This is a genomic window from Microbispora sp. KK1-11 (assembly GCF_006874435.1).
GTDB classification, from domain to species: Bacteria; Actinomycetota; Actinomycetes; order Streptosporangiales; family Streptosporangiaceae; genus Microbispora; species Microbispora catharanthi.
In genome coordinates this window covers 170,711-183,994 of sequence record NZ_VIRJ01000010.1, presented here as the reverse complement: position 1 = coordinate 183,994, position 13,284 = coordinate 170,711, and the positions used below count along the sequence as shown (strand labels likewise).

Genomic DNA, 13,284 nt, shown 5'->3' with positions numbered 1-13,284 from the left:
ACGACGTAGGGAGCCCCTACCCGCCGTGGTCCGGTCCATCCTCCGCACCCCCTCCCCGGGGACGGATGCGCACGGCGGCGTAGGGTCCGGTGCATGACCGATCATTACGATGTCGTGGTCCTCGGCGCCGGGCCCGGCGGCTACACCGCCGCGGTCCGTTCGGCCCAGCTCGGGCTCAGCACGGCGGTCGTCGAGGAGCGCTACTGGGGCGGTGTCTGCCTCAACGTCGGCTGCATCCCCTCCAAGGCGCTGCTGCGCAACGCCGAACTCGCCCACATCCTGACGAACGAGACCAAGACGTTCGGCATCCAGGCGGACGGCCCGATCACGCTCGACTACGGCGCGGCCTTCCGCCGCAGCCGCCAGGTGGCGGACGGGCGCGTCAAGGGCGTCCACTACCTGATGAAGAAGAACGGCATCACCGAGTACGACGGCCGGGGCACCTTCACCGGCCCGGACTCCATGGAGGTGCGCGGCGCGGACGGCTCGGTGCGCACGGTGACGTTCGACCACTGCATCATCGCGGCCGGGGCGACGACCCGCCTGCTGCCGGGGACGTCCCTGTCCGAGCGCGTGGTGACGTACGAGGAGCAGATCCTCAGCGAGGCGCTGCCCGAGAGCGTGATCATCGCGGGCGCCGGGGCGATCGGCGTCGAGTTCGCGTACGTCCTGCACAACTACGGCGTGAAGGTCACGATCGTCGAGTTCCTCGACCGGATGGTCCCGCTGGAGGACCAGGAGGTCTCGGCGGAGCTGGCGCGGCGCTACCGGCGGCTCGGCATCGAGGTGCTGACCTCCACCCGGGTCGAGTCGATCGACGACAGCGGCGACAAGGTGCGGGTCACGGTCTCCAGGAACGGCGAGACCTCCGTGCTGGAGGCCGACAAGGTGCTGCAGGCCATCGGCTTCCAGCCGCGCGTCGAGGGATACGGCCTGGAGCACACCGGCGTACGGCTGACCGAGCGGGGCGCGATCGCCGTCGACGGCCGCTGCCGCACGAACGTGCCGCACATCTTCGCCATCGGGGACGTCACCGCGAAGCTCATGCTGGCGCACGCCGCCGAGTCGATGGGCGTCATCGCCGCCGAGACCATCGCGGGCGCGGAGACGATGGAGCTCGACTACGTGATGATCCCCCGGGCGACCTACTGCCAGCCGCAGATCGCGAGCTTCGGCTACACCGAGGCCCAGGCGCGCGAGCAGGGCTTCGACGTGAAGGTGGTCAAGTTCCCGTTCACGGCCAACGGCAAGGCGCACGGCCTGGGCGACCCCTCCGGGTTCGTCAAGGTCCTCAGCGACGCGAAGTACGGCGAGATCCTCGGCGCCCACCTCATCGGGCCCGAAGTGACCGAGCTGCTGCCCGAGCTGACCCTGGCCCAGCAGTGGGACCTCACCGTGCACGAGGTCGCGCGCAACGTCCACGCCCACCCGACCCTGGGCGAGGCGGTGAAGGAGGCGATCCACGGCCTGGCCGGCCACATGATCAACATGTGACGGTGGCGGGCGGTCAGCCGCCGGTGGGCGATCCGTCAGCGCCGGGGCCGACGCTCTTCCCGTGGCCGCGACACCGCGGCCACGGAATTCAGAGGAGCGCGCATGACGACCCCATCGGTTCTGATCTCCGGCGCGAGCATCGCCGGGCCCGCCGTCGCCTACTGGCTGCGCCGGCACGGTTTCGCCCCCACGGTCGTCGAGCGGGCTCCGGCCCTGCGCGAGGGCGGCCAGGCGGTCGACTTCCGGGGGGCGGTCCACATGAACGTGCTGCGGCGGATGGGCGTCCTCGACGAGATCCGCCGCCTGCGCACCGATCCCGGCCCGTTGCGGGTGGTCGACTGGCGCGGCGAGCAGGTCGTCGCGCTGCCCGCCGAGTTCACCGGCGGCGAGGTGGAGATCCTGCGCGGCGACCTCGCCCGCGTGCTGTACGACCTCACCAGGGACGACGTGGAGTACGTCTTCGGCGACTCCATCGCGTCCATGACCGAGACCCCGGACGGGGTGGAGGTGACCTTCGAGCGCGGGGCGCCCCGGACGTTCGACCTCGTGATCGGCGCGGACGGCCTGCACTCGAACGTCCGGCGGCTGGCCTTCGGCCCGGAGTCGCGGTTCGTGCGGCCGTCCGGCCACCACGTCGCGATCTTCAGCGCGCCCGACCACCTGGGGCTCGGCCGCGACACGCTGCTCTACAACGAGCCCGGCCGCGGAGTGTCGATCGCGGGCGCCAGGGACGGGGTGACCGCCGGGGTGATGTGCGTCTTCCGCGCCCCGGGGCTGGAGTTCGACCACCGCGACGTGGCGCAGCAGAAGAAGATCGTCATGGACCGGTATGTGGGGGCGGGCTGGGAGGTCCCCCGGCTGATCGAGGCCGTCCCGGACGCGTCCGACTTCTACTTCGACTCGATCAGCCTCGTCCACATGGACCACTACACGAGCGGGCGGATCGCGCTGCTCGGCGACGCCGGCTACGGCGCCACCTGCGGCGGCATGGGGGCCGGCATGGCCGTCGTGGCCGCGTACGTGCTCGCGGGCGAGCTGGCCGCCGCCCGCGGCGACCACCGCGCCGCGTTCCCCGAGTACGAGCGGCTGATCAGAGGGTTCGCCAAGGCGTGCCAGCGGGTCGCGGGCAACGCGGGCTCCTTCCTCGCCCCGGCGACGCGGGGCGCGATCCGGCGGCGCGATCTGGTCTACCGGGTGCTCACGGCCGGGCCGCTGATGCGTGTGCTCGACAAGATGAGCACCAAGGCGGCCACCTCGATAACGCTCAAGGACTATGCGGCCTGAAATGCGGAAATGCCGGTTACCGAACAGGCATTCGGCTTGCCCGGCCATTCACGCAGAAAACACTTCCCACGGCGTCGATGAATGGTCGGCTACGCTGGGAATCAGGCCGTGCGCGAAACGCCGTGGCCGCGTACGGGCGAACAATGCGAGGGCGGCCCGATGGCGAGGAACGACGCGGAAAACAACGGCTCCCCGGTCGGCGCGAACACTTTGATGGCCCTCATGCGCGAACTGGTCTTCCCGCCGTGCGTGATCGAACGGTCCTCTGTGGTGCCGCAGGACGTCACCCGGCGGGAGAACGACGCGGAGCACTCCTTCGCCCTGGGCCTGGTCGCGGTCTGCCTCGGACCGCTGATCGACCCGGCCCTGGACCCGGGCAGGATCGCCAGATATGCGCTGGTCCACGACCTGCCGGAGGTCCACGCGGGGGACGTCTCGGTCTACGCCGACCCGGCGGAACGGGAGAAGAAGGCCGTACGCGAGGAGGAGGCGCGGGAGATCATCACCCGCGACTTCGGCGGGACGTTCCCCTGGCTCGTCGAGGACCTGTACGGCTACAAGGCGCAGCGCGACCCGGAGAGCAGGTTCGTCTACGCGCTGGACAAGCTTCTCCCCCACGTCAACGTGCTGCTGGCCGACCACCACCCGCTGCGGCCGACCTGGGCGGCGTACAAGCACACCGAGATCACGGCCAGGCGGAAGATACGGATGAGCTGCCCGGCACTGCTGCCGTTGTTCGACGAGCTGTGCCGGGAGTTCGCACGGCGCCCGCACCTGTTCTCCGGTGGGGTGTCACCTGGCGTGGGAGATGACGATGTTCGCGACGGCGAGCAGGGCCGCTCCGCAGACGGCGCACAGCACCCGCACGGGCAGGCCGACGCCCGGCCCGAGCACGGCGGGCAGGGCGACGAGGACGGCCCCGGCCGCGCTGGCCGACACCCGCGTGAGGAGGCGCGACCGCGAGCGGCGCACGACCACAGGAAACCCGGCGCTCGTCGTCAGTGAGTCGCCTCCCGGCGCCGGGCCCGCCCCGGTGTCGGCCGCCAGCGTGATCCCGACCCGCGCGAGCGCGTCGAAGCCCAGCATCTCGGGCCGCAGCCAGAACTCCACCGTGTCGTATCGCGACGCCACGTCGTAGGAGTCGTCGGACGCGATCTTGAGGAAGGTGCCGTCGGTCGTGCAGACGAGCCGCTTCGCGGTCGGCGTGTAGCCGTCGGAGTAGAAGCTGACCCGCATCTTCACCGAGTCGCCGTCGCTCAGGTGCAGCCGGCCCTCGGCGTCGAGCGTGCCCGTCCTGTCCCTGCCCAGCAGCGGTTCCTCGGTGCGGACGAAGTAGGAGGACCTGTAGGTGGGATGCCGGGCGAGCCGCCGGGCCACCCCGAGCCACGCGACGGGGTCGTCGCCCGGCCGCTCGTGCAGGTGGAGGTCGGGGAAGCGGGTGGTGGCCGGATACCAGTGCCCGCCGTTGGCCTCCGCGAGCCTGTCCACGAACCAGCCGCCCTTGGCCCTGATGTCCGCCTCGGCCAGCGGGAACTCCTCCAGGTTCGCGTAGTCGTCCACCCTGAGCCGGAACACGGCCATGTCGGCCACGCACGCGGTCGCCACCACCGTCGCGAAGCGCACGGGCACGACGAACGGCTCCGTCTCGGGCGACTCCCGGTCCGCGAGGAAGGCCACCAGGCACCGCCGGCCGACGGCGGAGCCGTTCGCGATCGCCTGTTGCAGGGCGCCCGCCACGTAGTCGGTCTCGTACCGGAACTGGATGATCGCCCCTCTGGGCAGGGCCAGCGCCCTCAGGACGTCCTCCGCGTACCGTCGCCTGCTGTCGGACGACAGCAGCAGCACCGAGGGCCGGACCCCGGTCATGTCCGCGGTCATGTCCGCCCCTCTTCCACGCCGCGCAGGCGGTCGTCGAGCGCGAGGAAGCGCGGCCACACCCGGTCCTTCGGCAGTTCGTCGAGGCGCAGGCTCGCCGCGGTCTCGTACCGCAGCCCCCGGTCCGCCAGCGCCCGGTGCTCGCCCAGGATGATCGGCTCGCGTACGCCGTCCGACTGGTCGCCGGTCAGGTCGATGACGAACCGCCGGGGGTCGTGGGCCGGGCCGATCTCGACCCAGCAGTGGTGGCTCACGTCCTCGGCGTCGTCGCGGCCGACCCGCAGCCGCCCGTAGCAGTAGACGGGTTCGAGCAGCAGGTCGGCGCGGAGCCTGCGGGCGAGCCAGACGGAGGTGACCCCGCACTGGCCCCGGGGGTCGCCCGCGGGGACCGGCGACTCCTGATAGCGCGGATGGACCGTGCGGTCCGACCAGCAGGACTCCAGCATCCGGCGGTAGCCGAGCAGGCGGTCCGCCCACTGCGGCGAGGTGAAGTCCGCCTTGACGGGTCTCACGTGGTCGCCGCCCGAGTGGGTGCGGCGCGACACCCTGATCAGGCTCTCGATCCCGCCGACGCTCCGCTTCGCGGCCGAGGTGGCGCCGAGGACCATGAGCACGTTGTCCGGGGTGTCCAGGAGTTGCGGCACCGACGCCCCGGATATCCGGCGCGTCTGGAAAAGGCCTTTGTCGTCGTAGCGATACGCCACGGGTGACAGGGCGATCGGCCTGAATCCCGAGGCGAGGAACGAGGTGCCGCCGAAACCGAGCATGGGGTTGTATGCCGTGATGACATAATCCCCGGCGTTTTCCACCCTGATCTCCCGGACCGCTCGGGCGATCGTCAGGCTCATGAGGTTCGCCGGGATTCCCGCCAGCCCGTGCATTCTTGTCAGGACCATTATCCGGTCCGGATTCACGTCCAGCCCGTGCCCGGTGAGCGCGTCCAGGACGTACTGGCGGTCGCATCGCGAGAAGGCGACGTAGGTGATCGGCATCGTCGCGCCCGGCAGGAAGAGCCCGAACTGGAGGACGGTGTCGGCCCTCTCACTGTGCAGGTAGTGCAGTCTCGACTGGACCAGATGGCCGATGCTCGGCCTGACCTCGGCGAAGCGCAGGCAGGTGCGGTAGCCGTCGCCGAACGACAGGCTCAGGTCCCGGTGCGCCTTGTTCACGTTGAGGAGGACGGAGGCGTGAGCCTGGTACGCCGCGTCCTCCGCGGACTGGCGCACCTGGGCCGCCCTGACGACGGCCTGCAACCGTATCTCCTCGTACACCTTGTCCGGAGACCAGCCGGCGATGGCCGGTCTGCTCAACCGGGGCAGGTGCAGTCTTACCTGGATCTCCAGGGTCCGGAGGTCGACTCCGACCGTCTCGGCGTCCGCGCGGATACGCGTCCCCATCGCGCCGACGAAGGTCTCGACATCCGGATCACGAAGCCCGTCCACTCGCGCGCCCTCGCTTCGCGCTTTCTCCCTTCGCGGCGTACGCGTGGTCTTGGGCACTTCTTCTCCCGCAATCGCGAGAATCTTGTCAGTGACGCCGTCAAGGATAGAACTCGGACCGCACCCTGTCAGGGCGCTCGCCGAGTTGGTATCAGCTTTTATCTGACCCGCCGGAATTGTGGCGCTTTTTCATTCGAGACTCGACGGCGGCGGATAGAGGGCCGCGAGAGCGTGCGCGGCCGCCGCCATCTCGCGCCGCAGCTCGTCCGGCTCCAGGACCTCCACCTCGGCCCCGAGCTTGAGGAACTCCGTCCGCGCGTGCGTCACCGACTCGATGGGCACCGTGGCGGTGACCCGGCCCCGCTCGTCCGGCGGGCCCGCCGTCTCGTCCACGGCCCCGGCGACGGCCGAGCTCATGACCTCCGCGAGCCGCTCCCGGCCCCGCGGCGACAGCCGGATCACCGCGTGCCCCCGCAGCAGCCGTGAGCGGAACCCGGCCAGGTGCTCGCGCCAGTGTCCCGCCAGGTCGAAGCCTTCCGGGCGCTCGAACGTCTCACCGGTCACCGTGAGCGCGAGGATCTGGCCGACCCGGTAGGTGCGCAACGCGCCGTCGCAGCGCGCCACCAGATACCACTTCCCCGCCTTCAGGACCAGCCCGTACGGCTCCAGCCTCCGCTCGACCTCGCAGGGCTCCACCCAGCGCCGGTAGCGGACGTGGACGACCCGGGCGTTCCAGACGGCCTCGGCGACCTCCGGCAGGTGCGGCGACCGGTCGCCGTCGTAGTACCAGCCGGGCGCGTCGAGATGGAAGCGCTCGCGCACCCGCCGCGTCTCCTCCCGCAGACCGGCGGGGAGCGCGGCCTCGATCTTCAGCTCCGCCGCGGCCAGCAGGGCGCCGAGGCCGAGGTCGGCGGCCGGTCCCGGCAGCCCTGCCAGGAACAGCGCCCCTGCCTCCCGCTCGGTCAGGCCGGTGAGCCGGGTGCGGAAGCCGTCCATCAGCCGGTAGCCGCCCTCGTGCCCGGCCTCGCCGTACAGCGGGATGCCGGCGGCGTGCAGCGACTCGACGTCCCGGTAGATCGTGCGAACGCTCACCTCCAGCTCGTCGGCGAGCTGCCGGGCCGTCACCCGGCCGCGCGACTGCAACAGCAGGAGGATCGACAGCAGCCGGGACGCGCGCACAGCCCCAGCATTCCACTGGCGCGATTCCACTGCCAGAAGGTGTCAGCGAAGCGGTCCTACCGTGCCCGTCATGGCTTTCGCGGAGAAACTGCTCTTCGTGCCGCCCCCGATCGAGGTGGGCGGCTACCACGTCAAGCGCTACCACGTCACCGCCGACCCGGCCGGCATCGACCCCGAGGTCGAGAAGGCGGCGTACGCCGTGCTGCCCGAGCTGCTGCCGGAACCGGACGGCACGCCCCCGGCCGCCTTCATCGTCCTCCACAGGGGCGGGGACGACGGGGCCTACATCAACGCCTACACCTGGGCGTGGGACAACGCCCTGCACTACGGCAACGCGGTGGCCGGTCAGCCCGCACTGGGCTGCCCCGACCGGGATTCCACCCACTTCATCCGGCCGGACCGCTCGCTCATCGGCTGCGTCTGGGAGCTGCCGCCGATCCTGCACGAACGCGACGCGTGGGTGCGGCACATCCTCGCCCCCGACCACCCCGACCTCGGCGCCTACCTCGCCGACACGCTGCCCGAAGGCACGACGGGAGGCCGCCGATGAAAGAACCACAAGCGCGACAAGCGCGCTGACCAGGGGCGACGCCCCGCGCACTTGACCAGGAGATCACCGTGTTCCGCCTGAACGGCACGGTCTGCTCGACCCTGTGACCGGCGATTTCTTGGATCGATCATGGAGTCGCCTTGCACCCGGCCGTGAGGACCGGATGAGAGACTCCTGAGCAAGCGCCTGCCATGTCAGGTGCGAACCCCGCGGCCCATCGCCAGAAAAAGCCGCCCGGTGTGGTAACGGCGAAACCGCTGGAAGCCCGCCCTCCTCGCCGCGAAGGCCGAGGAGGGCGGTGCCAGGGGGAGCGCGTCAGGAGGGGCCGCCATCCGGGGGCCCGTATCCCCCGCCGCCGGGCGTCTCGATCTCCAGCACGTCGCCCGGCTCCACCCCGATCGAGTCGCAACCCGCCAGGTGGACGACGCTTCCGTCCGCGCGCCGCACCCGGTTGACGCCCAGCGCGCCCGGAGCGCCTCCGGCCATGCCGTACGGCGGCACCCGGCGGTGGCCGGACAGCACGCTGACCGTCATCGGCGCGCGGAACCGGATGCGGCGCACGGCCCCGTCCCCGCCGCGCCACCGTCCGGCGCCTCCGCTGCCGCGCCGGACGGCGAACTCCTCCAGCAGCACCGGGAACCGCCATTCCAGCACCTCGGGGTCGGTCAGCCGGGAGTTCGTCATGTGGGTCTGCACCGCCGCCGCCCCGTCGAATCCGTCTCCCGCCCCGGACCCCGAGGCGACGGTCTCGTAGTACTGGCGCCGTTCGTCGCCGAAGCTGACGTTGTTCATCGTCCCCGACCCCTCGGCCTGGACGCCGAGCGCGGCGTAGAGCGCGCCGGTGATCGCCTGCGAGGTCTCGACGTTGCCGGCGACCACGGCCGCGGGGTACGCCGGGGCCAGCATCGACCCCTCCGGCACGACGATGCGCAGGGGCCGCAGGCAGCCGTCGTTGAGCGGGATCTCGTCGGCCACCAGGGTGCGGAAGACGTACAGCACGGCGGCGGTGACCACGGCCGACGGCGCGTTGAGGTTGGTGCCGAGCTGGGGCGAGGTGCCGGTGAAGTCGATCGTCGCGGTGCGGCGGGCGCGGTCCGCACAGACGCCCACCGAGATCACGGCGCCGGAGTCCGTCTCGTAGCGGTAGCGGCCCTCGCCGAGCCCGTCGATCACCGCGCGGACCGCGCTCTCGGCGTTGTCCTGCACATGCCGCATGTAGGCCCGCACGACGTCGAGGCCGAAGTGGCCGATCATCGCGCCGACCTCCTCGACGCCCTTGGCGTTCGCGGCGATCTGCGCGCGCAGGTCGGCCAGGTTGGTCGCGGGGTCCCTGGACGGGTACGGCCCCGCGGTGAGCAGCCGCCACGTCTCCTTCTCGCGCAGGCCGTCACGGTCCGCCAGCAGCCGGCAGTCGAACAGCACGCCCTCCTCCCGCACGCTCCGGCTCCCGGCGGGCATCGAGCCGGGCGTCAGCCCGCCGATCTCCGCGTGGTGTCCGCGGGAGGCCACGAAGAACAGGATCTCCCGGCCCGCGTCGTCGAAGACGGGGGTGACGACCGTGATGTCCGGCAGGTGGGTGCCGCCGTGGTAGGGGTCGTTGATCGCGTACACGTCGCCGGGCCGCATCCCGTCGCCCCGGCGGCGGATCACCTCCTTGACGCTCGCGCCCATCGACCCGAGGTGCACCGGGATGTGCGGCGCGTTGGCGACGAGGTCGCCGCCGGAGTCGAACAGCGCGCAGGAGAAGTCGAGCCGCTCTCGGATGTTCACCGACTGCGCGGTGGCCCCCAGCCGGGCGCCCATCTGCTCGGCGACGGACATGAAGAGGTTGTTGAAGACCTCCAGCATCACGGGGTCGGCCTCGGTGGTCACGCCGACAGCCCCGGGGCGCGCCCGCTCCCGCTCCCGCTCCAGGAGCAGGTGCCCGTACGGCGTCACCCCGGCCCGCCAGCCGTCGTCGACGACGGTGGTCGCGTCGGCCTCGGCCACGATCGCCGGGCCGGTGAGCGTGTCGCCGGGGCGCAGCCGTTCCCGCCGATAGAGCGGCACCTCGCGCCACGCGCCGCCGGTGTACATCCGCACGCTGATCGCCGTCCGCGCCTCGGTGGCGGCTCCGGAGGCGAGGTCCGCGAGGTCGGGCTGCTCGGTCAGGCCCACCGCCTCGACGGAGACCGCCTCCGCGACCAGCGGCCGGTCCATGAGGAAGGAGTACGTCCGCAGGTGGGCGGCCTCGAACGCCGTCGCCATCGCGTCCGTCCCGGCCAGGTCCACCTGCAGCGGCGTGTCGGTGCCTTCGTAGCGCAGCCGCACCCGCCTGCTCACCCGGATCCGCCCGTCCGGCACCCCCTCGTCCAGCAGTTCGCGACGGGCCGCCGCCTCCAGGGTGTCGGCGAGGGCGGTCAGGCGCCTCGCCGCGGCGGGCTCCAGCCGGGCCTCGGCCGACTGCTCCCGCATCACGGTCGTGTCGGCCAGCCCGATGCCCAGGGCGGACAGCACGCCCGCCATCGGCGGCACCAGCACGGTGCGGACGCCGAGCGCGTCGGCCACCGCGCAGGCGTGCTGCCCTCCGGCCCCGCCGAACGTGGTGAGGGCGTACTCGGTGACGTCACGGCCCTTCCGCACGGAGATCTGCTTGATCGCGTTGGCGATGTTCTCGACCGCGACCCGCAGGTAGCCCTCGGCGACCTGCTCGGGGTCGCGCTCGTCGCCGGTCCGCCCGCGGATGTCCGCGGCCGTCTCCGCGAACCGCCGCCGCACCTCGTCCGCGTCCAGCGGCAGGTCGCCGTCCGGGCCGAAGACCTCGGGGAAGTGGCCGGGCTGGATGCGGCCGAGCATCACGTTGGCGTCGGTGAGGCACAGCGGGCCGCCGTTGCGGTAGCAGGCCGGGCCGGGGTCGGCCCCCGCGGAGTCCGGTCCGACCCGGTATCGCCCGCCGTCGAAACGCAGGACGGACCCGCCGCCCGCCGCCACCGTGTGGATGGCGATCATCGGCGCGGACAGCCGTACGCCGGCCACCTGGGTCTGGACCACCCGCTCGTACGCGCCCGCGTAGTGGGACACGTCGGTCGAGGTGCCGCCCATGTCGAAGCCGATCACCTTGTCGAGGCCGGCCAGCCGGGACATGCGCGCCATGCCGACGATGCCGCCGGCCGGGCCGGACAGGATCGCGTCCTTGCCGCGGAAGTGCCCGGCCTCCGCCAGCCCGCCGTTCGACTGCATGAACATCAGCCGTACGCCGGGCAGTTGCCGGGCCACCGCCTCGACATACCGGCGCAGGACTGGAGAGAGGTAGGCGTCGACCACGGTGGTGTCCCCGCGCGGCACCAGCTTCATCAGCGGGCTGACCTCGCTGGAGCAGGACACCTGTGCGAAGCCCGTACGCCTGGCCAGGCTCCCGATCGCCCGTTCGTGCGCCGGGTGCAGGTGGCTGTGCAGGCAGACCACCGCGACCGCCCGCACGCCCTCCTCGCGCAGCCGCCGCAGCCGCGGCGCGAGCCCTTCGAGGTCGGGCGGCCGGAGCACCGTGCCGTCGGCGGTGATCCGCTCGTCCACCTCGGCCACGCGCTCGTACAGCATCTCCGGCAGCACGATCCGCCGGTCGAAGATGCGCGGGCGGTTCTGGTAGCCGATGCGCAGCGCGTCGCCGAACCCCTTGGTGATCACCAGCGCCGTGCGCTCGCCCCGGCGTTCCAGCAGTGCGTTCGTGGCGACCGTGGTGCCCATCCGCACCGACTCGATCCGCTCGACCGGGATCGGTTCGCCCACGGGGACGTCCAGCAGGGCGCGGATGCCCGCCACCGCCGCGTCGGGATAGCGGGCGGGGTTCTCCGACAGCAGCTTGCGCGTCACCAGCCGCCCGTCCGGGCGCCTGGCGACGACGTCGGTGAACGTCCCGCCGCGGTCCACCCAGAACTGCCACCGGTCTCCAGGCATCGGACCCCCTCCGCACGCCCGTACATCCCTTGTATCAGGGCGGCGCTTCGGCGCTCGCGGCGAGAGTCATCGACCCACGCCGGACATATCATCAGGTGTCGTTTTCCGGATCACACCGGACCGGGCGTGACGGAAAGGTGGTTCCGGCAGTGCTCTCCGAGCGGAGCGTGAAGCGCAGCGGGGTCAGCAGCGGGGTCATCGGTGCCCTCGTCACCAGCAACCTGCTCGGCGGCGTCGCGGTCGCCTCCGGCATCGCGGTCGGCGGGCTGCTCCTGGAGCGGCTCGGCGGCACGTCCCTCGCGGGGCTCGGGCAGGCCGCGAGCGTGCTCGGCGCGGCGGTCGCCGCGGTGCCGCTGGCCGGCGTCGCGGCCCGGCACGGACGGCGCCGTTCGCTCGCCCTCGGGTACGCGATCGCCGTGCTCGGCGGCGCGCTGATCGTCACGGCCGCCGTCGTCGCACAGCTCGTCGTGCTGCTGGCCGGGCTGGCCTTGTTCGGCGTCGGGCAGGCGGTGAACCTGCAGTCCCGGTACGCCGCCGCGGACGGCGCGGCTCCCGGCGCCCGGGCCAGGGCGATGTCGATCGTCATCTGGGCGACCACGATCGGGTCCGTGGCCGGCCCCAACCTCAGCGACGTGGCCGACCGGTTCGGCCGGTGGCTCGGCCTGCCCGGCCTCGCAGGTCCCTACGTGTTCTCGGTCGTGTCCTTCGCCCTGGCGGGCGCGGTGGTGGCGGTGTTCCTCCGGCCCGCCGCACGCTCGTCCGCGCCGGCCACCAACGAGGCGGACACAAGCGAGGCGGACACAAGCGAGGCGGACACAGGCGAGGCGGGCAAGAGCACCAGGGCAGTGGGAGCGGTGGCGGCGCTGCGCTGGGCGGCGGCCGACCCGGCCGCGCGGTTCGCGGTCGTGCTCATCGCGGTGGCGCACGCGATGATGGTCATGGTCATGGTGATGACGCCGCTGCACATGCAGCACCACGGTATGTCCCTGCAGCTGGTGGGCGTGGTGATCAGCCTGCACGTGCTCGGCATGTACGCCCTCAGCCCGGTCTTCGGCTGGCTGGCCGACCGGCTCGGCGCGGTCCGCATGGCGTGCGCCGGGATGCTGATGCTCGCGACGGCCGTCGTGCTCGGTTTCGTGGCCGCCTCCGCCGCGGAGGGCAGCGCCCTCACCGCGCTCGCGCTGATCGTCCTCGGCGTGGGCTGGTCGGCGTCGCTGATCTCCGCGTCCGCGCTGCTCACCGGCACCGCCGCCGACCACGTCCGGGTGCCGCTGCAGGGCGCCACCGACGCCGGCATGAACTACGCGGGCGCCGCCGCGGCGGCGCTGGCCGGGCCGATCCTCGCCGCAGGCGGCTTCCGCGCGGTCAACATCGCGGCGGCGGTCATCCTGGTGCCCGCCGCCGCGGCGGCGACCGCCGCGCTGCGCCGGGGCCGGGCGGCCGGGACCTCTCCCGTTGATCGACCGCAGGGGACGACCGCATCATCGTGAGGGTGTCCGCGGCTCTCGCATGAGCCGCCGGGCCGATCGG

Annotated in this window: 8 protein-coding genes; 5 read left to right on the top strand and 3 right to left on the bottom strand. The window is 72.2% G+C overall.

Annotated features, from left to right (window positions below; genetic code table 11):
• The first annotated feature begins 93 nt into the window (after positions 1-93).
• From lpdA to FLW16_RS16980, 3 genes are all read left to right on the top strand, one after another.
• Complete coding sequence (gene lpdA / locus FLW16_RS16990; protein ID WP_142561062.1) at positions 94-1,494, top strand: dihydrolipoyl dehydrogenase; 1,401 nt, start codon at positions 94-96, stop codon at positions 1,492-1,494.
• A 102-nt stretch (positions 1,495-1,596) separates the two neighbouring features.
• Positions 1,597-2,778, top strand: a complete 1,182-nt coding sequence (locus FLW16_RS16985) for an FAD-dependent monooxygenase (RefSeq protein ID WP_142561061.1) — start codon at positions 1,597-1,599, stop codon at positions 2,776-2,778.
• 159 nt (positions 2,779-2,937) lie between these two features.
• Positions 2,938-3,783, top strand: coding sequence for an HD family hydrolase (locus FLW16_RS16980; protein WP_185949457.1), 846 nt, complete (start codon positions 2,938-2,940; stop codon positions 3,781-3,783).
• Between the two features lie 869 nt (positions 3,784-4,652).
• On the opposite strand, the gene FLW16_RS16975 is transcribed toward FLW16_RS16980, so the two are convergent.
• Both FLW16_RS16975 and FLW16_RS16970 read right to left on the bottom strand, forming a co-directional pair.
• Complete coding sequence (locus tag FLW16_RS16975) at positions 4,653-6,095, bottom strand: hypothetical protein (RefSeq protein ID WP_142561059.1); 1,443 nt, start codon at positions 6,093-6,095, stop codon at positions 4,653-4,655.
• 186 nt (positions 6,096-6,281) lie between these two features.
• On the bottom strand, positions 6,282-7,271 hold the full coding sequence (locus tag FLW16_RS16970) for a YafY family protein (RefSeq protein ID WP_142561058.1): 990 nt from the start codon (positions 7,269-7,271) through the stop codon (positions 6,282-6,284).
• Positions 7,272-7,341: 70 nt separating this feature from the next.
• Here FLW16_RS16970 and FLW16_RS16965 point away from each other — a divergent pair, with 70 nt between their 5' ends.
• The gene (locus tag FLW16_RS16965) at positions 7,342-7,821 is read left to right on the top strand and encodes a hypothetical protein (protein ID WP_142561057.1); all 480 of its coding nucleotides are present in this window, start codon (positions 7,342-7,344) and stop codon (positions 7,819-7,821) included.
• 315 nt (positions 7,822-8,136) lie between these two features.
• On the opposite strand, the gene FLW16_RS16960 is transcribed toward FLW16_RS16965, so the two are convergent.
• Positions 8,137-11,754, bottom strand: a complete 3,618-nt coding sequence (locus FLW16_RS16960) for a hydantoinase B/oxoprolinase family protein (protein ID WP_142561056.1) — start codon at positions 11,752-11,754, stop codon at positions 8,137-8,139.
• A 149-nt stretch (positions 11,755-11,903) separates the two neighbouring features.
• Between FLW16_RS16960 and FLW16_RS16955 the strand changes: the two genes are divergently transcribed.
• Entirely contained in the window at positions 11,904-13,244 is a 1,341-nt protein-coding gene (locus FLW16_RS16955) for an MFS transporter (RefSeq protein ID WP_221891128.1), read from the top strand.
• Positions 13,245-13,284: the final 40 nt, after the last annotated feature.

Bases quoted from the DNA above. Each gene is read 5' to 3' on its own strand.
- FLW16_RS16965 (WP_142561057.1), top strand. From the start codon at position 7,342: ATGGCTTTCGCGGAGAAACTGCTCTTCGTGCCGCCCCCGATCGAGGTG.
- FLW16_RS16960 (WP_142561056.1), bottom strand. From the start codon at position 11,754: ATGCCTGGAGACCGGTGGCAGTTCTGGGTGGACCGCGGCGGGACGTTC.
- FLW16_RS16985 (WP_142561061.1), top strand. From the start codon at position 1,597: ATGACGACCCCATCGGTTCTGATCTCCGGCGCGAGCATCGCCGGGCCC.
- lpdA (WP_142561062.1), top strand. From the start codon at position 94: ATGACCGATCATTACGATGTCGTGGTCCTCGGCGCCGGGCCCGGCGGC.
- FLW16_RS16980 (WP_185949457.1), top strand. From the start codon at position 2,938: ATGGCGAGGAACGACGCGGAAAACAACGGCTCCCCGGTCGGCGCGAAC.